The sequence below is a fragment of the Hyphomicrobium sp. MC8b genome (assembly GCF_905067615.1).
Classification (GTDB): Bacteria; Pseudomonadota; Alphaproteobacteria; order Rhizobiales; family Hyphomicrobiaceae; genus Hyphomicrobium_B.
Map to the genome: position 1 here is coordinate 1,738,238 of NZ_LR898465.1, position 23,737 is coordinate 1,761,974.

Consider the following 23,737-nt stretch of genomic DNA (forward strand, 5'->3'; position numbering starts at 1 on the left):
GAGAGTTGGCTGGATCCAGGACTGCGCCGGGATGACGGAGTGTTTGTAGACTTGTGAGCAACAGGTGTGCTGGCAGCGTGAGCTAGGACTCGAGCAAGCGCCGAGCGGCTTTGTCGGGGGACATGGTGCCGGAGAGTACGGCATCAGCGAGCGGGTCTAGGCCGTCCTTGCCGCCGGACTTGATACGGGCCGCGACGATGTCGGCAGCGGCGCGGGCGATGAGGTAACGCGCGCGGCGGCGGCGGCGATGCAGCGCGCCACCCGCAACGACGCGCTTGCCGATGGTATCGAAGGCGTCGACAAGCTGGCCGACTCCGTCGCCGTTGATGGCGCTCGTTTTCAGCACCGGCACCTTCTCGTTTGGCATCGCGCGGATCGACAACGCGCCGATCAACTGCTGCATCGTCTGTTCGGCGCCTGGGCGGTCGGCCTTGTTGACGACGATGATGTCGGCGATTTCGAGCAGGCCCGACTTCATCGCCTGGATATCGTCGCCCAGGCCTGGCGCTGCGATGACGACGCGAATGTCGGCGACCTCCGCGACGTCGATTTCGTTCTGGCCGGTGCCGACGGTTTCAAGAAGTACGATGTCGAAGCCAGCGCCGTCGAGGGCGTCGACGATACGGACCGCGGCCGGCGACAGGCCGCCGAGATAGCCGCGTGAGGCGAGCGAGCGCACGAAGACGCCGTCGTCGTCGAGCGCAGCGGTCATGCGGATGCGGTCGCCGAGAATGGCGCCACCCGAGATCGGGCTCGACGGATCGACGGCGATGACGCCGACGCTGCGGCCCTGCTGTCTCAGGTGGGCGATGACGGCGTTGACCAGGGTCGATTTGCCGGCGCCCGGCGGTCCGGTGAAGCCGACGACGAGGGCGTGGCCGAGGTGCGGCTGCAAAGCCTGAAGCAGGCCCGGCGCGGCTGCCGACAGGCGTTCGAGCTCGGTGATTACGGTCGCAATGGCGCGACGCTCGCCGGCCCGCATGCGGTTAACGTAACCGGCGATATCGGCGTCGCTGATGCGGGCGGCTGGGGGAGGTGGTTCTGCGGTCGTCTTGGCCATAAGCGCTGATAAGAGGGAAGCGGCCGGAAGGCAACGGTTAGGATGTTTTGGCGGGCGGTAGTGCGCTTCCTCCACAGGCCGGGGCGTGCATTCCCGGACGTCCTATGCAACGTTCGCTTCCAACGGGGAATGGGGGAGTGAGACGGGTGTTAAACGTCAGCCGGGCAGCCGCACCGGCACATGCGGGGTCGGCATCTCAGTATCGTGCCGATATCGACGGATTGCGCGCTGTCGCCGTCTTGGGCGTGCTTGCCTACCATTTCGGCCTGGGTGTTCCTGGCGGCTACGGTGGCGTCGACGTCTTCTTCGTAATCTCGGGCTTTCTGATCGCAGGCATCATCAAAGCCGAGCTTGAGGCCGGCACTTTTTCGCTCGCGAATTTTTATGTCCGGCGGATCCGCAGGATCTTGCCGGCGCTGGCGGCGTGTCTGTTGGTCACGACGGCAGCGGCGTCGGTTATTTTGTTTCCACGCGACTTCCAGAATTTCGGACGGACGGTCCTCGCCGCGGCAACATCGACGTCGAATTTCTTTTTCATGCACCGAACCGGGTACTTTGACGATGCAGCGATAGAGAAGCCGCTGCTGCACACATGGTCGTTAGGCGTCGAGGAGCAGTTCTACGTCGTCTTCCCGCTAACACTGATGCTTTTGTTCCGGTTCTGGCGGGGAAGCGTGCTCTATGTGTTGGGAGCGGTCGCGATCCTGTCATTTGTCTACGGTTGCTATTCCGTCAATCATGCGCCGGAAAAAGCGTTCTTCTCGACGATCGGCCGGGCGTGGGAACTTGGCATCGGCGTGTTGGTTGCGTTCGGAATCTTGCCAACCATTTCGAAACGTTGGGGCCGTGAGATCGAAGCGGCAATAGGCCTTCTGCTAATTGCATACGCTTATGCATTCTATAGCGATGCAACGCCATTTCCGGGACTTGCCGCGTTGCCCCTCTGCCTTGGGGCCGCAATGATTATTCATTCCGGAACGGGGCCTGACCGGACGATCGTAGCGCGTGTTTTATCGGTCTCGCCGATGGTAGCCGTCGGACTGATCTCGTATTCCGTCTACCTTTGGCACTGGCCGCTGCTTGTGCTCAGCGTTTATCGCTTTACGGATATTTTCGGAGCGGGTGCTGCCCACGCGAAGACAGCGCACATTTTGCTCGCAGCCGCGAGCCTGTGCATCGGCGCGTTATCATGGGCTTTCATCGAGAGGCCTTTCCGCCGTGCGAAGGCCGTAAGCCAGAAAACCGTGTTTGCGGCGGGAGCGACCGTAACCCTGGCAATCGCCGCGGTGGCTTCCGTCTCGATTGTCCGTCCGAGTTGGTTGCAGAACTGGGCGCCGGAGATCGACGCCATGCAATTCAAGCGGGCGATCCCCGTGAAAGCTCTCGGGCTCTCGCGCGCTGCAGGATGGGCATCCGGGACGTATTCAACGGGGCAGTCGGGCGGTGTTCCGGATACGATCCTGTGGGGAGATAGTTTTGCCGAAGCGCTGGCTCCAGGCTTCGTCGATTACGACCAAAAGACGGGGCATGACGTGATTATATCGGCACTGGCCGGCTGTCCGCCGCTCGCCGGGGTGACGTTCCATGAGCGCGGCGGCGGCGAAGTCTGTACGTCACGTAACACGAATATTCTGAAACACATTGGCGAGTCGAAAATTCGTCGTGTCGTTCTTGTCGCTCGCTGGTCCGTTTTCGCGAAGACTGTTGTCCGGGATGCCCATGGACGTCCCACCGTTTACGGTAATAGCGAGGGCGGCGATGGCTCCGGTCTGGAATCAGCTCTCGACGCTGTCGTGCATCAATTGGTGACGCAGGGCCGGGAAGTCGTCATCATCGGGCCGATACCAGCCCAATCATTCGAGGTCGCGCCCGCGGTTGCAAAACACATCGCGTGGGGCGTACCGCTGCCCTCTCCACTGACGTTTCACGATTTCACGGAGGAGCAGCGACAGGTCTTATCGCTGCTCTCACGCTTGGACGCTATTCCGAAAGTCCGGGTCGTCTATCCCCATACGATTTTGTGTCACGGCACGACCTGCCCGTATCGCGTTGATGGCAAACCGATGTACTCCGACGACGCGCATCTTTCGCCCACTGGAGTGGCGGAGCTGGCACCTCTATTCAATGAAATATTCTCGGATGGTGCTCACTCGTAGAGTGCGTATTCAAAACCTATGGATCACCTCCTGCTCTTTGCTCTCGGACGTCGGGGCGGCCTTGCCGAAGATGGTGGGCAAGATCTCTTCCGCCGTATCGACGACGGAGAAATGGACATCCAATCCGGCGCGAATGAAGGTTTCGGCCTTCATGTGATCGAGCAGGTTTAGGAATGGGTTCCAGAAGCCGTTGATGTTGGCAACGACGATGGGCTTGGAATGGCGTCCGAGCTGCGACCAGGTCAATTGCTCGACGAGTTCTTCAAGCGTGCCGACGCCGCCGGGGAGCGCGACGAACGCGTCGGCGCGGTCGAACATCAGCTGCTTACGGACGTGCATGTTTTCGACGACTATCAATTCGTCGATGTCCTTCAGCATGTGTTCGCGGTTGCCGAGAAATTCCGGGATGATGCCCGTCACCTTGCCGCCCGCTCCGAGCGCGGCGCGCGCGACTTCGCCCATCAGGCCGAGACTGCCGCCGCCATAGATCAAGCGGATGCCGTTATCGGCGAGCGTCTTGCCGAGCTTTCGCGCTGCGATGGTGTAGGCGGGATCGAGGCCCTTGCCCGAGCCGCAGTAGACGCAAACGCCTTCAATCCTGGCGGGCGTTTCAGATTTCAGAGTTGAATTTTGGTTGGTCTTGCCGCCGGCCGGTTTCGTGACCGGCATTTTTGTCATTTCGTTCATAAGTATTCCGATCTCAGACGATCTGTCTGCATTATTTAGTGTCGCCGCACGGCCCTGCCCAGGTGCGCCGGAAGGTGTCACCCTCAGATGTCTCATGTGACCGTTGTGAGCATCCGGTCACGCTTCCGAATCAATCCACGGTCTTTAAGCCGGGAAGCATGGCGCCGCTACAAGACGTGTGCTTAGGTCCCTTAATATAGGGGCTACAAGGCGATGTTATGAAGGACGGGGAACCTTCAGAAACGGCAGTGAAAACGGCGTTTCGTTACGCTCGAACTGGCGCTGCTGCGGGCCTTCTCGTCTCGGCGGCGCTGCTGGCGTTGCCGCTCGATGCTGCCAGTGACCGGCCCGACGCGGAGCGGGGGCTATCGCTGCCGATTATCGACCGAAATTTTCGCGCTGTGGTCGCTCTTAATGACGAGGACACGCTGGAGGCGGCGCAGGCCGCGCAGCGCGTGGTGTCGCAGGATGCTCCGGATGAGGCTCAGGCCCAGGCGGACACTCCGGCGCAGCCTGATCCGAGCGACAAGCAAACGCCGTGGCAAACGCGCGAGCTAGGATTGGTCGATCGCCTGCAGGATTGGCTGGCGCGTGCCAATCGTGAGTTTCAGGGCGTCATCATCCGGCGATTGTCGGTCGCGCCTCCGGGCGGGGGCGGCGACGACATCGCGCGCAAGCTGGAACAGGTAAAAGAGGAAGACGCCGAAACGGCGCGGCAGCATGCAGAGGAGGCCATCCTCGCGGCACAGGCGAAGCGGGCAGCCGACATCAAGCATAGCCAGGAGCTGGCGGACGAAGCGAAACGCAAGGCTGACGCAGCCGAGGCTGAACTGAAGGCCGAGGACGAGGCAGCGAAACGCAAAGCGGCGGCGCAGGCCGAGGAGCGGCGTCGCGAGAGCGAGCGTCTCGAGGCCGAAGCAAAACGTATCGAGGACCAACAGCGACAGGCGGAAGAGCAGCGCAAGGCCGACGAGCAGAAGCGTCTCGAAGCGGCGCGTCTGGCGGCGCAGGCGCAGCATGACGCCGAGGAAAAAGCCGCCGCCGAGAAGAAGGCCGCCGAGAAGAAGGCCGCCGACGAAGCTGCGGCGCGCGAGGCGGCTGCGAAAGCCGAAGCTGAGCGTCAGGCTCAGGAAGCGAAAGCCCGCGAACTCGCCGACGAGCAGCGCCGTCGTGAGGAAGAAGAGCATCAGCGTGCTTTGGCCGAGGCCGCGTCTGCGAAGGCTGCGGAGGAGAAAGCCAAGCAGGAAGCCGCCGCCCGTGCCGCCGCCGAAAGGCAGCGCGTTGCGGAAGAGGAAGCGCAGAAAGCGCGCATCGCGAAAGAGGCCGAGGAAAAAGCTCAGGCGGAAGCTGCCGCAAAGGAAGCCGCCGAGAAGCAGCGCCTCGCCCAAGAAGAAGCTGCGGCCAAAGCTGCTGCCGCAAAAGCGGCAGAAGAAAAGGCTCAACAGGAGGCCGCAGCAAAAGCGGCTGAAGACAAGGCTCGGCAGGAAGCCGAGATGGAAAAGCAACGGCTCGCTGACGAAGAAGCGGCCAAGGCGGCTGCTGCCAAAGCGGCTGCGGAACAGCAGCGTCTCGCTGAGGAAGAGGCTGCAAAAGCTGCTGCTGCCAAGGGTGCCGAGGACAAGGCCGAGCAAGAGACTGCGGCAAAGGAAGCGGCGGACCGTCAGCGCATCGCTGAAGAGGAGGCCGCGAAAGTGGCCGCAGCAAAAGCTGCCGAGCAGAAGGCCGCTGTGGCGGAGCCGCCGGTTGCTGATCGTCAAAAACCGGCCGTCCAGACGAAGACGTCCAAGGCGCATGTCATTCGCGAGGCCCGCAATACGCACGTTGCGCATGGTCCGGTCGTCAAGCGCTGGGTGCGTCGTGCGCACGTCCGCCGTGCAGCGCCGGGCCAATGCCGATATGCCGGGCGCAAGGCGTTCGTGCCGGGCCGTTACGTCGTCGCGCGCGGCGATACGCTGTGGCGGATCGCGCTCCGCCATTACCGCAACGGCCTCTATTACATCCGCGTCTATCGCGCCAATCGCGACACGATTCGCAATCCGAACCGGATCTATCCGTGCCAGACCATTTATCTGCCGCGAAAGCGGGGGTGATGGACTTTCCGGCCGGTTGATCCTATTTCAGGCCGAATGCAAAGAACTTCCGTCAGCATGCGCGCGCCCAGAAGCGGGCTTTTGGCGCGCCTTATTCCGTCCACCGAAACATCTCGGGTTTTGAGGGCCTTGTGGCCCTATGTCTGGCCGCAGGACCGCCCGGATCTGCGGCGCACGGTGGTGTGGTCGTTCGTCATCGTCGTTATCGCAAAAGCGGTGACGGTCGGCGTACCGTTTACGTTGAAATGGGCGACGGACGCTCTGGTCGCTGCGTCCGGCGGCCATGTCGCATCGAGCCAGACGCTGCCGTGGCTCGTCGGCGCGCCGGTGCTGGCTGTGCTGTTCTACGGCATCGCCCGTATCGTGATGGCGCTGTTGGTGCAGGTCCGTGAAGGCATGTTCGCGCGCGTCGCAATGCACGCGGTACGCAAGCTCGCCTTGTCGACATTCGAGCACATGCACCGGCTGTCGCTGCGGTTTCATCTCGAACGCAAGACCGGCGGACTGACGCGCGTTCTGGAACGCGGGCGGACGGGCATCGAGAACATCAGCCGCATGGCGCTGATGACGCTGATCCCGACCATTGTCGAGTTTCTCATGATCATCGCCGTGTGCGCCTACGAGTTCGACTGGCGCTACATCGTGACCATCGTCGGCATGATCGCGGCGTATCTCTGGTTCACGATCCGGGCGACCGACTGGCGGCTGTCGATCCGGCGCGCGATGAACGAAAGCGACACCGATGCCAACACCAAGGCGATCGACAGTCTGCTGAATTATGAGACCGTCAAATATTTCGGCGCCGAGGGCCGGGAAGCCGCGCGCTACGATAAGTCGATGGCGTCTTACGAGAAGGCGAGCATCAAGACCTATACGTCGCTTGCGGTCTTGAACTCGGGGCAGGCGGTCATCTTCACGATTGCGCTGACGATCTGTCTCGTGATGGCGGCGAATGATGTCGTGGCGGGCAAAGACACCGTCGGGCATTTCGCGATGGTGAACCTGCTGATGCTGCAGCTCTTCATGCCGCTGAACTTCATGGGCATGGTCTATCGCGAGATCAAGCAGGGTCTGACCGACATCGAGCGCATGATGGAGGTGCTGGAACAGAATCCGGAAGTCGCGGATCGACCGGGCGCGAAGCGGCTCGATGTCTCGGGCGGTGCCATCCGGTTCGATCACGTTCGCTTCGGCTACGATCCTGAGCGCGTTATTCTGAAGGACGTGTCGTTCGAAGTGCCGGCGGGAAAGATGGTCGCTATCGTCGGACCGTCGGGTGCGGGCAAGTCGACGGTCGGGCGCCTCTTGCTGCGATTTTATGATGTCACGAGTGGTCGCATTCTGATCGACGGGCAGGATTTGCGCGACGTTACGCAAGCCTCGCTGCGATCGGCCATCGGCGTCGTGCCGCAGGATACGGTGTTGTTCAACGATACGATTTTCTACAACATCAAGTATGGCCGTGCCGACGCCACGGACGAAGGAGTTTACGCAGCGGCGAAGCTAGCGCAGATCGACGATTTCGTGCGGGCGCTTCCCGACGGCTACGACACGATGGTCGGCGAGCGCGGGCTGAAGCTCTCGGGCGGCGAGAAGCAGCGCGTTGCGATTGCGCGGACGATTCTGAAGTCGCCGCCGATCCTGCTGCTGGACGAGGCAACGAGCGCGCTCGATAGTCATACGGAAAAGGAAATTCAGGACGCGCTCGACCGTGTGTCGAAGGATCGGACGACGGTCGTCATCGCGCACCGGCTATCGACCATCGTGCATGCGGACATGATTTTGGTGTTCGAAGATGGGCGCGTCGCCGAGCAGGGGACGCACGCTGAGCTGATTGCGAAGAATGGGCTTTACGCGAGCCTCTGGGCGCGTCAGCGGCAAGCGGAGAAGGCGCGCGAGGATCTCGCGCATGCGCTGGAAGAAGCCGGCGAGCTGCCGCCGCGGATTGGCTCGAGCGACGCGTCGCTGCTGGAGCGCGCCGAGCAGGAGTAGTCGCTCGTTCCTTGGATGGCCGCCTTCAAGTCGATGCCGGGCGCTGGAAGTTCAGGTACCTTCACCGATCGCATGAGTAAGTCTGCGCGCAACGCACATAATTGCCAACAATGCCGAAATTTGCGGTCATGAATTGTAGCGCGTTTGTGTTGCTGGCCTTCAGCTGAACGTGCTGTTTCTCTGGATCGTAGTCCTTGGTTTGGCAGGAGAAGTCCACATCCATGAGCTGTCCATTGTTATTGATATTTTCAGCCGTACAGCGAAAGGCCTCGTAAAGCAGGTCGACCTCGTTGCCACAAATTCCGACCATTCCGGATTGGCGCCGTGTGACATTATCTAGACCTTCAGCAGACTGAATTTTGCAATCGTCGACTGTGTGCGCCCAGGTGCCGATAAAATCTTCGAAGGGATTTGCGTTTGCGGAGGTGTTCTCCAGCCCGTCCTTCGAATGGTCTTTGCCAGTAGCGTCGAGCAGTGTGAAGTGGCGAGAAACGAGAACATTGCCGTTCACCACTAGATCCGTCTGCCATGTGCCCAGGTGATTCATCTCCTGCGGACCGTTGAACTCGGAAAAGAGCACGCGTGTCCGGCCAGAATCGGCGTGATTGTATTTCCAGGTAAATGTTATGTCTTCGTAGCCCGTACCTCCTTCGGCAACTTCGAACGGCCTTTGCGTCGCGTAGGTGACTATGAGAGCCTCCCTTCGCCGCAGCGGCGGAATAAGCAGTTCATATCCGACGATAAGGCCATCTTCTTTCACAACTTTATCGACTGGCACTATTTTGTAGTTGAGGTGATAGCTGCGAACGTTCTGGTTCTCAGTGTCTTTTGTTTTTACTCCGGTGAAATTTTTGCTCATGGGCACAATCCGCCCGTGACTCGTAATGACGAGCTTGACAAGCCTTCCGCTCTCCGTTCGCACCCAGAAAGTTTTGGGGAGAGGGTCGAGCGGAACATCGCCATCTACGCGCTCGACGAAATCAGGGTGCGCTTCATTGCAGGCCCACTCGGAAAGTAAAACGTAGACATCCCTTTGTGCGATGCCGCCTCGCGTTCCATGCAAATTGCCCTTAGCGAAAGCACCGGTTGCGGAGTTAACTCGTTCGGTCACGTCAAAAGACCAGCCGGTGCCAATGTGGCTTTCCCCTGTCCATTGCGGATCGATTGCCATCGGCGATGGCGCACTAAGAATACGCGCGTTGCTGTCTTTGGGCGTGCAAACAGGACCGGCATCGCAAATGCCGCAGGAAGCGAGAATAGCCAAGAAACCAAGGACAATTTTCACGACGGCCCCGATACGCACGGTTGAGCACAATTAATTTGTGCAGAGATGTTTGCAATCTGCAACCATCCAATCCGATCGGTTTGCGGCATGATGAATTCTGATCAGTGTTCTAAATACTGCGGACTGCGAACTGGCATCCCGGCGCAAGCATCATCAGTCTTCGACGATGATCCAGTTGTCGGGGTTGGGGAGTTTGGCGCGTTTCGTTTCGGCTTCGTCGCGGGTTGCGAAACGGATGGCGAGCGGGCGGCCAACGAAGACGTCGCCGTTCCCGAGATAGGTGTGGCGATTGCCCGACGCGACCAAGTCGCGCCGCTTCTCTTCAAGCAAATAAGCCATGGACAATCATCCTCGCGTTTCAGCAGAGGCAGAATAACGCAAAGCCTGCAAAAGTCGCGTTGCGTTTGATCATTGCGAGACCCTGAAATGAAAAAGCTAACCCCGAGATCTGGGGCCGGGAGACCCATCTCGGGGTTAGCACGAGCTTAGCCTTCGGCCCTTCCAGGACAACCTCGGGCTCTACTCGATTCCGTTACGGCGTTACCTTCGCGACTTCGGCGTCGAGACGCTGTTTCGCCTTGCCCGTTGCGACGAATGACTTCACCGCGTCGAGGTTGACGGGCTTGCCGACCTGGACGAGGGCGACCATGCCCATGCCGTAGTGGGGCAGGCATTTAAAAATGTAGAGGCCATCTTTCTCGGCCTTGAAGACGACTTCCTTGCTAAACGGGCCTTTCACTTCCGGTACGTCTGCCGGCCAGATGTTCGGCACGCTCTGAGCGTTGTGGCCCTTGTCGGTCGGGACGAACTTAATGGTGTCGCCGACTTCGGCCTTCACAAAGCCTGGAACGAAGACCATGAGATTGCCGGCGTCGTCCTTGTTGCGCATTTCGATGATGTGCTCGGCAGCGCTGGCGACATGCGGAGCGGAGACGGTAACCAGGGTAATGGCTCCCGCCATCAAAATTTGATGGGTCAGCTTCATGTGTTTCCTCACCCCGGCTTTTTGTTTACGAAAAACGTATAGAATAGGATCGCCGGCTTCTCAAGCGCCGTTTTGCCGCGCTTTTGTGTTGCGCCTTCCGCCTCCGCGGCGCGGAGCCGGCCGGAAGGTGCGTTGGGTGTTGTCTAAGAGACGGCGCGCGGGACTCGCAGTTCGGAAACACTTATCCCCGGTTCAGCAGCGGATGATACAATCCGCTTCGGTCGGCAGCATGGTTTTGAAAGAGCGAGAAGCGGTTGAGTACGGATCGATTTCGTCAGACGGTTAAAACGGTTCTCGGCGCACTCTGGCGCGGTGCGGTCATTGCGATCTGGACGCTTCGCGAGCTTCTGCGGACAGCCTGGAGCATCGTGCGCGGGCCGCTGATAACGGCGCTTAATATTACTGCAGCGCTGATCATCCTTTTCGAAGAGTGGGGATGGCGGCCGCTTTCGAACCTGCTCGGGCGGCTGGCAGCGTTCGCGCCGATTGCGGCGATCGAGCGGTTGCTGGCACGTCTGCCGCCTTATGCGGCGCTCATTGCGCTGGCCTTGCCAACCTCGCTGTTGCTGCCGCTGAAGTTCGTGGCGATCTGGTTGCTTGCGAATGAGCATTTTCTGTCGGCGACCTTGCTGTTGGTCGGGGCCAAGATCGCGTCGACGGCGCTTATCGCGCGCGTCTTTCTGTTGGTGAAACCCGCGCTGATGCGGATCGGCTGGTTTGCTGCGCTCTTCAACTGGTTCGTGCCGTGGAAGGATGCCCTTTATGCGCAGATCCGGGCATCGTGGGTCTGGCGCTACGGTCGCGTCGTCAAAGCGCGGACGATGGCGGAGGTTCGGAAGGTCTGGGCCGCGGCACGTCCGCGCGTTGCGGCAGTCTGGCGGCGATGGACGGGGCGGGAGCTGCCCTTTTCTGATGCGGCGCGCAGGAGCGCTGATCTTTCTTCGAAGTGATTCGGGCCTCGCCTGCCCGCCGGGAGATGAAACGCCCACTGACGGATCGAAATGGTCCCGCTCTGCGACATGTCGAACCTGATCGGCGTCGCCAATGATTGCAAAATGGCAACAGCCCCCAGCAGGCAATGGGGGAAGGATAGCGTTTTTGAACTCCAATGTTGACTGGTCGCGTCAAGTATCTTCTGTTCATTTCATTGGGCCGGGAGGCAACGGGTTCAATGGCCGGGACGTCGAGGTGCGGTGTCCGGCGTTTGGGGGAATGACGATGGGATCGAAACTCGTGGCCGGCATCTTGCCGGTCTTTGCGCTGGGCACTCTCGTGTCCACCGTCGCCGCAAAGGCTGACGACGCTTCTGCCAACGGCGTGCCGGAGGATTCGATTGCTCGCGATTGGGATGATCCGATGCGGGCCTCATTGGCGAAGCAGGGCATCCTCTACGGTGTGGGGTACATCGGCGAGTACTGGAATGTCGCCAAGGGCGGCAACTCGCAGGGCTCGAACTACGACGGCTTGGTTTCCGCGTTTACGGATTTCGATCTCGATAAGATGTTCGGCTGGAAGGGCGGGGCTATTCACGCCAGCGCCTATTACCTGAACGGTGTCGGTCCGGCGACGCAGCGCATCGGCAACATTTTCCCACCGAGCAACATCGAAGGCGACGAGCGGTTGCGCTTGTTCGAGTTGTGGTTCGAGCAGTCGCTGCTGGATGACAAGGTGAAGGTGCGTATCGGTTCGCTGGCAGCCGATAGCGAATTCTTTATCAGCGATACGGCTGCTGTATTTCTCAACAGCACGTTCGGCTGGTCGGCCGCGACAGCCAACAACATGGCTGCCGGTGGTCCAGGATATCCGCTGGCGTCGCTCGGCGTGCGTGTTCAGTATCAGCCGACGGATAATCTCAACATTCTCGCTGCGGTGTTCAACGGCAGCCCGGCGGATCCGTTTGCGGATGATCCGCAGGCCGACAACCCGCATGGCGTGAACTTCCGTCTGCAGGATGCGCCGCTGCTGATGGTCGAAGCGCAGTATAAATACAACATCGGCCTGCCCGGCACGTTCAAGTTCGGCGGCTGGAAGCAGTTCAATCATTACGCGCCGGAATTTCTCAATCCGAACGAGCTGGATACCAGCTCCGGCATCTATGGCATCATCGACCAGCAGATCTGGAAGGGCGCGCATGATGAAGCGGTTAGCGCGTTCGTTCGCCTCGGTGGCTCGCCGGATAAGCAGAATCTGATCAACACCTACGTCGATACCGGCATCGTGTTCACTGGCTTCGTGCCGGGGCGCAAGGATGATTCATTCGGCGCCGCCTTTGCCTATGGCCATGTCTCGGACAAGCTGCAGCAGGCTCAGATCGATGATGGTCAGACGGTCATCTCCGACTACGAGTCCGTGGTCGAACTGAACTATACTGCAAAGATCTCGCCCGGCTTCTCTGTTGCTCCTGATTTCCAGTATATCTGGAACCCAGGCGGCCGGGTGCCGAGCGAGAACAATCCGGCCGTGCCGGAGAAAGATGCGGCCGTGTTCGGCGTCCGGACGACGCTCAATTATTAATCTGACTTCTACCGTCTGACTTGCGCCTCCTAGTGCCACAGCGCTAGGAGGCCTTTTCATGAGCAGCACAGAAACAGACCTGCGCCCCATTTTGATTGCCGGCCCGACGGCCAGCGGCAAGTCGGCGCTCGCAATGGCGATTGCGGAGCAGGTTGGCGGCACGATCGTCAATGCCGACAGCATGCAGGTCTATCGCGAGCTGCGCATCCTGACGGCACGTCCGACGCCGGCCGACGAAGCGCGGGTGCCGCATGCGCTCTATGGCTTCGTGCCGGCGCAAGAAGCGTATTCGGCGGGCCGTTTCGTCCGCGATGCGGCAGAGGCGATTGCAAGCGCCCAGGCGCAAGGACGGCGGCCTATCGTCGTCGGGGGCACCGGGCTTTACTTCAAGGCACTCCTCGAAGGGCTCTCACCTGTTCCCGAGATCGATGACGACGTGCGCGCGCATTGGCGAGCGGAGGCGGCACGGCGCGGTGCAGAGGCGATGCATGTAGAGCTTGCGGCGCGGGATGAAGTCATGGCGGGGCGGCTTCAATCCGCGGATACGCAGCGGATCGTACGCGCGCTTGAAGTTCTGGAATCGACGGGGCGGTCGCTGGCCGAGTGGCAAACCCTTAAGGGCGCGCCCGTCTTGAACGAAGCGGAGACTGTGCGTCTGGTAGTTCGCGTCGACCGGGCTGAGCTTCACGCTCGTGCGGATGCGCGTTTCGCCGCGATGATGCGCGAAGGGGCGGGCGATGAGGCTCATGCTTTGTCCGAGATGCAACTCGATGCCGGGTTACCGGCGATGCGGGCAATCGGCGTTCGGCCGCTGATCGGAGTTGGACGGGGCGAGATCAGCGTCGGGGAGGCGGTGGCGGCATCGCAGGCGGAGACTCGTCAGTACATCAAACGGCAGGAAACTTGGCTAAAAAGTCATATGATTTCTTGGATTCCTGTTCAAACGAAATATATGGAAAGTTCACTGCGTGAAATTTTCGCATTTATTCACCGTTAGCGTTGACCAAATAGGATCGTGCGCCTAGGTTCCCCGCAATTTCGAAATGTTGGCAGGCGGCAAGCCTGTAGAGGAGTTTGACGATGGCACGCACGATGACCGGCGCGGAAATGGTGTTGACTGCGCTGGCTGACCAAGGCGTCGAGTTCGTTTTCGGGTATCCGGGCGGCGCCGTTCTTCCGATCTATGATGAGCTTTTCCAGCAGGAGAAGGTCCGGCACATCCTGGTCCGCCAGGAAGGTGGTGCGCTGCATGCGGCTGAAGGCTATGCGCGCTCAACGGGGAAGGTCGGCGTCTGCCTCGTGACGTCGGGGCCTGGCGCAACCAATGCGGTGACGGGCCTTGCCGATGCGCTGATGGATTCGATTCCGCTCGTCTGCATCACCGGGCAGGTGCCGACGCACCTCATCGGCAATGATGCGTTCCAGGAATGCGATACGGTCGGCATTACGCGTCCGTGCACGAAGCACAACGTGTTGGTGAAGAACATCAACGACCTCGCTCGTGTTCTGCACGAAGCCTTCCACATCGCGCGCACGGGCCGTCCGGGTCCGGTGGTGGTCGATATCCCGAAGGATGTGCAATTTGCGACGGGCAACTACGTTGGGCCCTCCAACATCCAGCATAAGACCTACCGGCCGAAGCTGAAGCCGGAGCAGCAGGCGGTGCGCGAAGCGGTCGATCTGATCGCGAATGCGAAGCGCCCGGTGTTCTATACCGGCGGCGGCGTTATCAACTCCGGGCCGAAGGCGAGTCAGCTGTTGCGCGAGTTCGTGCGGCTGACCGGGTATCCGATCACGTCGACGCTGATGGGGCTTGGCGCTTATCCGGCCTCGGATAAGCAGTGGCTCGGCATGCTCGGCATGCACGGCACCTACGAAGCCAACCTCGCGATGCATGATTGCGACGTGATGATCAACATCGGCGCGCGCTTCGATGATCGGATCACGGGACGCGTCGATGCGTTTTCGCCGAACTCGAAGAAGATTCATGTCGATATCGATCCGTCGTCGATCAACAAGAACATCATGGTCGATATTCCGATCATCGGCGACTGCGCTTACGTGCTCGAAGACATGCTACGCGTGTGGAAGGCGAAGGCGCCGATCCTCGACAAGGCTGCGCACAAGGCATGGTGGAAGCAGATCGACGGGTGGCGGACGAAAAAATCGCTGTCTTATAAGAACTCCAAAGACATCATCATGCCGCAATATGCGTGTCAGCGGCTCAACGAACTGACGAAGAATCGCGACACCTATTTCACGACGGAGGTCGGGCAGCATCAGATGTGGGCGGCGCAGTTCCTCCACTTCGATGAGCCGAACCACTGGATGACGTCGGGAGGCCTCGGTACGATGGGCTATGGATTGCCCGCCGCGATCGGCGTACAGCTTGCGCATCCGAAATCGCTCGTCATTGACGTTGCGGGTGACGCGTCGATCCTGATGAACATTCAGGAGTGCTCGACGGCGGTGCAGTACCGTTTGCCGGTCAAGGTGTTCATCATGAACAACGAGTACATGGGCATGGTGCGGCAGTGGCAGCAGCTTCTGCACGGCAATCGCCTCTCGGAAAGCTACACCGAAGCCTTGCCGGATTTCGTGAAGCTCGCCGAAGCCTACGGGTGGACAGGCATGCGTTGCGAGCATCCCGCCGATCTCGATGATGCTATAAACGAGATGATCAACACGAAAGGCCCCGTGATCTTCGATTGCCGGGTCGCCAAGCTTGCGAACTGTTTCCCGATGATCCCATCGGGGAAGGCCCACAACGAAATGCTTCTCGGCGAGAACATCACGGACGACGAAGTCGAGAATGCGATCGGCGAAGCAGGAAAGGTGCTGGTTTGACAAAGCACGGGGGAACAGGTTTCGGAATTTTTGGTGCCGTCATCGCGGTTTTCGCGATGACGCTCGTCGCCATGCCGGGGACGTTGGCCGCCAAACAAACCTGGGACCACGTCGCCAACATCAAAGATGCAGCGCGGCGTCTCGGGGCGCTGCATCAGCGTGAAGGCTCGGCAGGCGTTCTGAAGTTTCTTGACGCCTGCTACCGGACGCAGATGCTTGCCAGCGAGTATTCGCCGGGGCTCGAGTCGTGCTTGGCGCAGGACTACATGCACAGCCAGGTGCTGGCGCAAATCTATGCGCGCATTCCGCAAGCGGACCGCGTGCGCATGGGAACTCCGGCGCCGGAAGACATTGCGCGCGGTATGGGCGCCCGCTTCGTCGCGGCGTTCCGGCAATACAAGATTTCGACGAAGCAAGCCGAGGCTCTCAAGAAGATGATCGACAAGGACGGCATGCCGATCTTTCTGAAGGCTGTGTTTCCGCCGAGAAAGCCCGGCGAAGCCGACAGCGACGACGCGACGGGCAACGGCAAATAACGATGTTGAAGCTCGTCATTGGCAATAAGCTCTATTCGTCGTGGTCGCTCAGGCCGTGGCTTGTGCTGTCCCACTTTGACATTCCGTTCGAGGAAGAGATCATTCCGCTGCGGACGCCGGAGAGCCGCGGGCGGATGCTGGAGTTTTCGCCCTCGGGGAAAGTCCCGGCGCTTATCGACGGCGATGTGACTGTCTGGGAAAGCCTCGCGATCATCGAGTATGTCGCGGAGAAATTTCCGGAGTTTGCGATCTGGCCGCAGAACGGCAACGCACGGGCGCATGCACGTGCGGTTTCCAATGAGATGCACTCGGGTTTTCAGGCCTTGCGGCAAGCGTGTCCGATGCACCTCGGCGCACGCTTCGCAACGCCGCAGATCACCGAGCCGCTGCAGGCGGCGATCGATCGCGTCGAAGACATCTGGTCGGAAGCGCGCAATCGCTTCGGTGGCGGACAACCGTTCCTCTACGGAGCGTTCTCGGCGGCGGACGCCATGTATGCGCCGGTCGTCACGCGCTTCGATAGTTATCAAATTCCCGTCCGCGAAGCGACGCGAACGTATATGGATGCGGTGCTGGCGCATCTATCGTTCGCTGCCTGGCGCGACGCCGCCCTCGCCGAGCCGTGGAGCATTCCCGATTATGCTGCCGGCCACACCCTCGTTGAAAGTTTTGTTTGAGAACGCAGAGACCGACGATGTCCGAACCTTTGAAGCAGTCGCACTATCCGAGCCCCTCCCGTTCGCAGGAGATCGTGTCGCGGACACTGTCCGTCGTCGTCGACAACGAGCCGGGCGTGCTGGCGCGCGTCATCGGTCTGTTCGCTGGGCGGGGCTACAATATCGAGTCGCTGACGGTGACCGAGGTCGAGCATGAGCGGCATCTGTCGCGCATCACCATCGTGACCAACGGCACGCCGGCGGTGATCCAGCAGATCAAAACGCAGCTTGAACGCCTCGTGCCGGTGCATCGCGTCCGCGATCTGACGGAAGAGGGCGCTTCGATCGAGCGCGAGCTGGCACTCGTAAAAGTCGGCGGCAAAGGCGAGAAGCGCATCGAGGCGCTGCGGCTGGCCGAGATTTTCCGGGCGAAGGTCGTCGATACGTCGACTGAGCATTTCGTTTTCGAGGTCACCGGCAAGTCCTCGAAAATCGAGACGTTCATTCAACTGATGTCGGAGCTGGGCCTCGTCGAGGTTTCCCGTACCGGCATCGCAGCGATCGGCCGTGGCGCCGCAAGCTGAGTTCTTTTCTTCGGCGGCAGTTTCCTTTCTGGATTGGGACGCGCAGCCGGTTCACCGTGCTGGTGAAGAGACATGTCTCACGAACTTTTCCTCTCACTCGTTGCGTTTGCGTTCGTATCGGCGATGACGCCGGGACCGAACAATACGATGTTGCTCGCGTCCGGTGTGAACTTCGGTTTTTTCCGAACGCGCGCGCACATTCTCGGCGTCGTAATCGGCTTTACCGTTCTGCTGCTGGCGATTGCGCTCGGCGTGGGGCGGTTGCTCGTTCTGGTTCCCGGGCTTTATTCCGTTCTTCGCATCATTAGCGTTGCTTATCTTCTCTGGCTGGCTTGGCGTATTGGAACCGCCGGCGCGACTGATCCGATCGCCAGCGGGGATGCGCGGCCTATGACCTTTCTGGAGGCGGCCTTATTTCAATGGGTCAATCCGAAAGGATGGATGGTTTGCCTTAGCATTGCAGCCAATTACATCACGCCGGATAACCTCTGGGCGGATATCGCGACGCTTGCGACCGTCATTACCATCGTGTCGACCGTTTCGGCGTCGAGCTGGGCGTTCTTCGGCACGTCGCTGCGTCCGCTTCTCAAGGATGAGCGGTCAATGCGCATTTTCAACGTCGTCATGGCGGTCGCGCTCGTCGCGTCGCTATGGCCTATCGTGAAGGAGATGATCTGAAGGTTCGAGGACGCATTTTGGGTTAATTTCGCTATGCAGCATGGGCGAAAGGCTGCGGTGAAATATCCGAGTTTCGGCCTGCCGGCAGTGTCCGCGGGCCGTTGAATCCTCGATCCGATGTCTGTAGGTTCCGCCCAGATTTCAGGGCGCCCGGTTTCACAACCATCCGGGCCGCCATTGCTTTCAACCCAGCCCGAACGTCGATTTCGACCGGGGAACCCGAGAGGCCGCCCATGCGCGTCTATTACGATCGTGATGCCGACATCAACCTCATCAAATCAAAGAAGGTCGCTATTGTCGGCTATGGCAGCCAGGGCCATGCGCACGCGCTGAACCTCAAAGACTCCGGCGTGAAAGACATCGTCATCGCGCTGCGCAAGGGCTCGCCTTCGGCAAAGAAGGCAGAGCAGGCCGGTCTCAAGGTCATGGAAGTCGCGGACGCTGCGAAGTGGGCAGACGTCATCATGATGCTGACGCCCGACGAATTGCAGGCTGATATCTACAAAGAGCATCTTGAAGCCAACATGAAGAAGGGCGCAGCGATGCTGTTCGCCCACGGCCTCAACGTTCACTTCAACCTGATCGAGCCGCGCGAAGACCTCGACGTCGGCATGGTTGCGCCGAAGGGTCCCGGCCACACGGTGCGCGGCGAATACCAGAAGGGCGGCGGCGTGCCGTGCCTCGTCGCGGTGCATCAGGACAAGAGCGGGAACGCGCTCGACCTGTTCCTCTCGTATGCGTCGGCGATCGGCGGCGGCCGTTCGGGCGTGATCGAGACGACCTTCAAGGAAGAATGCGAAACGGACTTGTTCGGTGAGCAGGCCGTGCTGTGCGGCGGTCTCGTCGAGATGATCCGCGCCGGTTTCGAAACGCTGGTCGAAGCGGGCTATGCGCCGGAGATGGCGTATTTCGAGTGCTTGCACGAAGTGAAGCTGATCGTCGACCTCATCTACGAGGGCGGCATCGCCAACATGAACTACTCGATCTCGAACACGGCCGAGTACGGTGAATACAAGACTGGTCCGCGGATCGTTACGCCGGAGACGAAGGCGGAGATGAAGCGCGTGCTCGCCGACATTCAGACGGGCCGTTTCGTGCGCGACTGGATGCTCGAATGCAAGGCGGGGCAGCCGAACTTCAAGGCGACGCGCCGTATCAACGACGCGCACCAGATCGAGGAAGTCGGCGCGAAGCTGCGCGGTATGATGCCTTGGATCGGCAAGAACAAGCTTGTCGACAAAGGCAAGAACTGATCCGCGACGCGCTTTGGCGCGTTTGGCGGCGGTTTCGTTCGACAGACACACGGCGGCCTTCGAGGCCGCCGTTTTTTTTGCTGTTCTGAGATCCTCATGGTCTGAGCAGGCGAGCGCCGTGCATCACAACTGTCGCTTATGTGTCACTTCGTGACGATGGAGTGCCCATGATGCGGCGATGACGGTTTGTTCTATACCGATTTGGTATATAATTGTGCGACTCCGGGGCTTGTTTTCGCGGGAGATGCACCGGCTGACGCCATAGTCTTGCAGACTACAGGATACTTATATGTCTCGATCGAAGTACGTGGGTGTTGCCGCGTCCGTCGTTTTCAGCTCCGTCGCTTCTTCATCGCCGATCTTTGCACAGACGGCGGAAACCGATCCTTCAGCCGCTGCCGGATCGCCTTCAGTCGGCACGCCTGATAGTCCCCCTTCCGATTCGCCTCCGACCCCGGACGTGCTGCCGAGCATGGTCGTAGAGGGAAAGGTGCAGAAGAAAAAGGTTTCGAAAGCCAAAGCGAAGGCCAAGCCGGTACAGGCGGTGACGACGTCACAGCCATCTACCGCCCCAAAGCCAGCGGGCATCATCAATTCAAGAGCCGGACGGAATACACCGTACGGCCCTGTCACAGATTATCTTGCTGCGGCTACCGAAACCGGCATGAAGACCGACACGCCGCTTAACGAAATACCGCAATCGATTTCAGTGGTGGGTGCCGAACAGATCCGGGATCAGGATGCCCAAAGCGTGCAGGACGCCTTGCGCTATGTTCCCGGCGTGGTGGCAGATGGCTACGGCCTCGATAGCCGCACCGACGGTCCCATTATCCGCGGCAGCACCGAAGTTCCCGAATATCTAGATGGCTTGCGCCGCACCTTCGGCTATTACACCTACAATTACCGGCTTGAGCCTTATTTCCTCGAACGCATTGAAGTGCTTCGAGGCCCGGCATCCGTGCTTTACGGACAAGCGGCGGTCGGCGGCATCATCAATTCCGTCTCGAAGCGACCGCAGTCTGAAACCGCAGGCGAGATCGGCGTGCAATATGGCTCGTTCGACTTCAAGCAGGTCAATTTCGATCTGACCGGACCAATGACCACGGACGGCAAGTGGTCGTATCGATTAACCGGCGTTGCACGCGATGCTGATACCCAGGTGAAGTACGTTCCTAACGACCGCTATGCTCTGGCTCCGGCGATCAGCTACCGTCCGGATAATAACACTACGATCACGGTCATTGGCGACTTCCAGCGCGATCGCACGGGTTCGACCGCGCAATTCTTTCCGCATATAGGCACGATCTTCCCCAACGTGAATGGTAAGCGCATCACGTGGGACACGTTTGCTGGGGAGCCGGGCGATCACTACGACACCGACGCTATGGCGGGCACAGTGCTCGTCGAGCACAAGTTTAACTCGTGGCTGAAGTTGCAGCATGCCTCGCGTTACGCCGATATCCACAATGACTACAGCGCCGTCGCCGTTAATTGGGATTATCTCGATGCGGCGCAGGAGGAGCTATCGCGGTATCGCTGGATGTCGATCACCGATACTCAGGTCTTCAACCAGGATACCAACCTCGAAGCCAAGTTCGGAACCGGTCCGCTGGAGCATAAAGTGCTGGCTGGCATCGACTTCACACACTTCCATGCGACCCAGGGCTGGGACTATGCGTACGATGCGAATCCCGATTTTTCCCAGAGGCCGTTCAATATTTATCACCCGGTCTACGGAGACGCGAATTGGGTAGGAAGCAGTTGTGCGGGGCAGTCGTATGCTTTTACGGCCGCGCCTAAGACACCAGCTTGCGACCGGCAGTCGGTTGTCCAGACCGGGCTCTATGGTCAGGACCAAATTCGTCTCGGTAACTGGCTCGCGGTGCTTGGTTTGCGCCACGACTGGGTGGACAACACGACAAACGGCTCAAGCCAAGCGGACGAGGCGACGACATATCGTGCCGGGCTGATGTATGAGTTTTCGAATGGCTTCACGCCATATTTCAGCTATGCGGAGTCATTCATACCGGTCGTTGGCTTTGCCCGAACAGGCGCTGCATTCAATCCGCAAGAGGGCCGCCAATATGAGGTCGGCTTCAAGTATCAGCCAGTCGGTTCATATTTTTCCATCAATAGCGCGATCTACGACATCAACGATACCGGCCGTCTGGTCGCGGACCCAATCAATCCGAACTATTCTGCTCAGATCGGCGAGGCCGAAGTCAAAGGCTTCGAAATCGAGTTGGTTGGTAGGCTGACGAAAAATCTCAAGAGCGTTCTTGGCTATTCGTATACGCAAGCTGAATACGCTGGCGATTACGAGTACGCGGGCAACCAGATCGAATCGATCCCCAAAAACGTTGCGTCGCTTTGGGCGGTCTGGGATTTCGATCAGCCTGGTCTTAAAGGCTGGTCCATGGGCGGCGGTGTTCGTTACATCGGCGCTTCGTGGGATGAAACGAACACGATACAAGTTCCGGATGTGACGCTCTTTGATGCCATGATCGCTTATGAAACCGAACATTGGCGCTGGCAGCTCAACGGCAAGAACCTCGAAAACAAGCTGTATTACAGCACGTGCCTCGCGCGCGGCGACTGCTTCATCGGGGAGGCCCGTACGATTACGACCAGCCTGACCTACAAATATTGAGTATACATCGCGGGTTTTGCCTCTTGCACGACGCACACAAATCGAGGGAGTCGGCGCGAAGCTGCGTGGCAGGATGCCTTGGATCGGCAAGAACAAGTTTGTGGACAAGGGCAAAAACTGATCCGCCATGCGCTTGGGCGCGCAGGAAGGTTTCAAAAAAGCGCGGTGGCCGTCTTGGCTACCGCGTTTTTTGTTGTGCATTTGATTTCAGGTGAAAGTGTCATCCTGGGGCTCGGCCCAAGCGTCCGTTTCCATTGAGCGGCAAAGCTTGCGGCCGCCAGCAATTCGTCGAGCGGGCCGCGGCGTGATCTCGGGAGAGCTACCATGCGGCTGCATCCCGGCTGCGCCGCCGATGACGTTAGTCCAAAGTACAGGGATAGAGGGAGACTGTCAGCGATAACGCGGAACCAACCCGCACTGCCGCGCTCTTGGGGAGGGTTTACGTGCGGCAGCGCGGGCGGTCCACGTCATTTCCAGCCTTGGCCCTTGCGGGCGCAGGCCGGGACTAACGCGGGCGGCAGAGGAGCGGGGACCTCTGCCGCCCGTTTCCGAATACTGCCGCATACACGGCATCTTCGGATTTGAAGGGGCTCTAACGCAGCGCGACCGCTGCGTGAGCCCGATGGAGTTTCCATCGGGCGGCAGATGATCCCATTGGCACCTCATCGCGCTCTACAACCCTGGCGCAACACCAGGATTTGAAACCGGCTCAGAGGTGCTGGGAGATCTTGACTGTCGCCCCCCAGCGACGCTGTCGTTAACGGTATATGGCTGTCGAATCTTGGCCGCGTCATGACCAAACTTGGCTCAACAAAAGGCTGACGTGAAAATCTGCGAAAAGAGTCCGGAGCCGAAATCGATCCGAATATCGGCATGTTGAGCATTTGAATTTGCACGGTGCTGGCGATTTTCGGTTTTAATCAAACCGAGACTTAATTGTGGCTGATGCGGCGGGGATTTTTCTCCGCGCTGCCTATGATGAAGGTGAGAATGCAAGATATGTCCGAAGGCGGCTTTCCGCACGAAAATGGCGTGAAAGTCGTATCGAATTGCATGCTGAAGGTGATCGACGCGCCTTGGCCATTTGCCGAAGAGTATGCAGCGGAGATCGAGGCCAATTGGGAAAAGGCGAAAGCCTTCAATTCAAATTATTTCAACGGCATCGTCTACCTGACGAAAGACGCTCGCTCTGTCGGCAGCGAAATTCACGCCACGCTCATTCGGACCGATTTCAAAAGCTATCTCTATTGGCGCGGGCAAGGATTTCCAGAATCCGGCGTTATCGACGGCTTTGGTTCGGCGCTGATTCGCTCGTCCGACGGGAATTTCATGCTGATCATGCAGCGGCCGGGGAACGTCAATCACGGATTCGCCTATCTGCCGTCGGGCTTCATCGATCAGAACGACGTTCTTCCCGATGGAACGATTGATATAGGCCGCAGCGTCGAGCGCGAGGTCGATGAGGAAATCGGGGAAGCCGGAAGCAGCTTGAAGCGCGAAGAAGGCTTCATCGTTGCGCGGGCAGGCGTACACCTGTGCTTTGCGGTGCCGTTCTATCTTCCGATGACGTCGGAAGAGTTTGTCTCGCAGGTTGCGCGCCACAATGCGACGACGGATGATCCCGAAATCGAGAGCGTCATTCCGGTCGGCCACCTCGACGATCTCGCAAATCTCAAGGTTCTTCCGCATGCGCGTGCGTTACTCGAAGCACTTTTGGTCGCGCGCTAAAGAGCTTTCGAATGGGAAAAAAGGGCTTGGCGCAGG

General features: G+C 59.6%; 19 protein-coding genes. 14 read left to right on the top strand and 5 right to left on the bottom strand.

Translation table 11 applies throughout. The annotated features are described in order from the left end of the window. Positions 1–82: 82 nt before the first annotated feature. Positions 83–1,060 (bottom strand): methylmalonyl Co-A mutase-associated GTPase MeaB, encoded by a 978-nt coding sequence (meaB, locus tag ACLB1Z_RS08485; protein WP_409562909.1) that lies wholly within the window; start codon positions 1,058–1,060, stop codon positions 83–85. A gap of 137 nt (positions 1,061–1,197) precedes the next feature. On the opposite strand from meaB, the gene ACLB1Z_RS08490 reads away from it, so the two are divergent. Then, entirely contained in the window at positions 1,198–3,216 is a 2,019-nt protein-coding gene (locus ACLB1Z_RS08490) for an acyltransferase family protein (protein ID WP_409562910.1), read from the top strand. Positions 3,217–3,225: 9 nt separating this feature from the next. Here ACLB1Z_RS08490 and ACLB1Z_RS08495 read toward each other — a convergent pair whose 3' ends face one another. Then, positions 3,226–3,903: a TIGR00730 family Rossman fold protein gene (locus ACLB1Z_RS08495; protein ID WP_409562911.1), complete on the bottom strand. Its 678-nt coding sequence runs from the start codon at positions 3,901–3,903 to the stop codon at positions 3,226–3,228. Between the two features lie 248 nt (positions 3,904–4,151). Between ACLB1Z_RS08495 and ACLB1Z_RS08500 the strand changes: the two genes are divergently transcribed. Together ACLB1Z_RS08500 and ACLB1Z_RS08505 are read left to right on the top strand one after the other, a co-directional pair. After that, positions 4,152–5,993: a LysM peptidoglycan-binding domain-containing protein gene (locus tag ACLB1Z_RS08500; protein ID WP_409562912.1), complete on the top strand. Its 1,842-nt coding sequence runs from the start codon at positions 4,152–4,154 to the stop codon at positions 5,991–5,993. A gap of 36 nt (positions 5,994–6,029) precedes the next feature. Then, positions 6,030–7,985: an ABCB family ABC transporter ATP-binding protein/permease gene (locus ACLB1Z_RS08505; protein ID WP_409562913.1), complete on the top strand. Its 1,956-nt coding sequence runs from the start codon at positions 6,030–6,032 to the stop codon at positions 7,983–7,985. Positions 7,986–8,046: 61 nt separating this feature from the next. On the opposite strand, the gene ACLB1Z_RS08510 is transcribed toward ACLB1Z_RS08505, so the two are convergent. The 3 genes from ACLB1Z_RS08510 to ACLB1Z_RS08520 form a co-directional block, all read right to left on the bottom strand. Beyond that, on the bottom strand, positions 8,047–9,270 hold the full coding sequence (locus tag ACLB1Z_RS08510) for a hypothetical protein (RefSeq protein ID WP_409562914.1): 1,224 nt from the start codon (positions 9,268–9,270) through the stop codon (positions 8,047–8,049). Positions 9,271–9,423: 153 nt separating this feature from the next. Continuing rightward, positions 9,424–9,609 (bottom strand): hypothetical protein, encoded by a 186-nt coding sequence (locus ACLB1Z_RS08515; protein WP_409562915.1) that lies wholly within the window; start codon positions 9,607–9,609, stop codon positions 9,424–9,426. Positions 9,610–9,802: 193 nt separating this feature from the next. Next, positions 9,803–10,255 carry a pseudoazurin gene (locus ACLB1Z_RS08520; protein WP_409562916.1) on the bottom strand — a complete coding sequence of 151 codons (453 nt, stop codon included), beginning with the start codon at positions 10,253–10,255 and terminating at the stop codon, positions 9,803–9,805. A gap of 254 nt (positions 10,256–10,509) precedes the next feature. Between ACLB1Z_RS08520 and ACLB1Z_RS08525 the strand changes: the two genes are divergently transcribed. The 11 genes from ACLB1Z_RS08525 (at position 10,510) to ACLB1Z_RS08575 (ending at position 23,701) form a co-directional block, all read left to right on the top strand. Then, positions 10,510–11,205: a hypothetical protein gene (locus ACLB1Z_RS08525; RefSeq protein WP_409562917.1), complete on the top strand. Its 696-nt coding sequence runs from the start codon at positions 10,510–10,512 to the stop codon at positions 11,203–11,205. Positions 11,206–11,473: 268 nt separating this feature from the next. Further along, complete coding sequence (locus ACLB1Z_RS08530; RefSeq protein ID WP_409562918.1) at positions 11,474–12,769, top strand: carbohydrate porin; 1,296 nt, start codon at positions 11,474–11,476, stop codon at positions 12,767–12,769. A 58-nt stretch (positions 12,770–12,827) separates the two neighbouring features. Beyond that, on the top strand, positions 12,828–13,766 hold the full coding sequence (gene miaA, locus ACLB1Z_RS08535) for a tRNA (adenosine(37)-N6)-dimethylallyltransferase MiaA (RefSeq protein ID WP_409562919.1): 939 nt from the start codon (positions 12,828–12,830) through the stop codon (positions 13,764–13,766). 83 nt (positions 13,767–13,849) lie between these two features. Continuing rightward, positions 13,850–15,616, top strand: coding sequence for an acetolactate synthase 3 large subunit (locus ACLB1Z_RS08540; protein ID WP_409562920.1), 1,767 nt, complete (start codon positions 13,850–13,852; stop codon positions 15,614–15,616). Beyond that, positions 15,613–16,152, top strand: a complete 540-nt coding sequence (locus ACLB1Z_RS08545; protein WP_409562921.1) for a hypothetical protein — start codon at positions 15,613–15,615, stop codon at positions 16,150–16,152. The genes ACLB1Z_RS08540 and ACLB1Z_RS08545 overlap by 4 nt, the downstream gene beginning before the upstream one ends. A gap of 2 nt (positions 16,153–16,154) precedes the next feature. Beyond that, positions 16,155–16,829 carry a glutathione S-transferase family protein gene (locus ACLB1Z_RS08550; protein ID WP_409562922.1) on the top strand — a complete coding sequence of 225 codons (675 nt, stop codon included), beginning with the start codon at positions 16,155–16,157 and terminating at the stop codon, positions 16,827–16,829. 17 nt (positions 16,830–16,846) lie between these two features. Beyond that, complete coding sequence (ilvN, locus tag ACLB1Z_RS08555) at positions 16,847–17,392, top strand: acetolactate synthase small subunit (RefSeq protein WP_024275653.1); 546 nt, start codon at positions 16,847–16,849, stop codon at positions 17,390–17,392. Positions 17,393–17,464: 72 nt separating this feature from the next. Further along, on the top strand, positions 17,465–18,070 hold the full coding sequence (locus ACLB1Z_RS08560) for a LysE family translocator (RefSeq protein ID WP_409562923.1): 606 nt from the start codon (positions 17,465–17,467) through the stop codon (positions 18,068–18,070). A gap of 233 nt (positions 18,071–18,303) precedes the next feature. Further along, positions 18,304–19,323 carry a ketol-acid reductoisomerase gene (ilvC, locus tag ACLB1Z_RS08565; RefSeq protein WP_409562924.1) on the top strand — a complete coding sequence of 340 codons (1,020 nt, stop codon included), beginning with the start codon at positions 18,304–18,306 and terminating at the stop codon, positions 19,321–19,323. 289 nt (positions 19,324–19,612) lie between these two features. Then, positions 19,613–21,973, top strand: a complete 2,361-nt coding sequence (locus tag ACLB1Z_RS08570) for a TonB-dependent siderophore receptor (RefSeq protein WP_409562925.1) — start codon at positions 19,613–19,615, stop codon at positions 21,971–21,973. Positions 21,974–22,963: 990 nt separating this feature from the next. Then, positions 22,964–23,701 carry an NUDIX hydrolase gene (locus tag ACLB1Z_RS08575; RefSeq protein WP_409562926.1) on the top strand — a complete coding sequence of 246 codons (738 nt, stop codon included), beginning with the start codon at positions 22,964–22,966 and terminating at the stop codon, positions 23,699–23,701. The last annotated feature ends 36 nt before the right edge of the window (positions 23,702–23,737 follow it).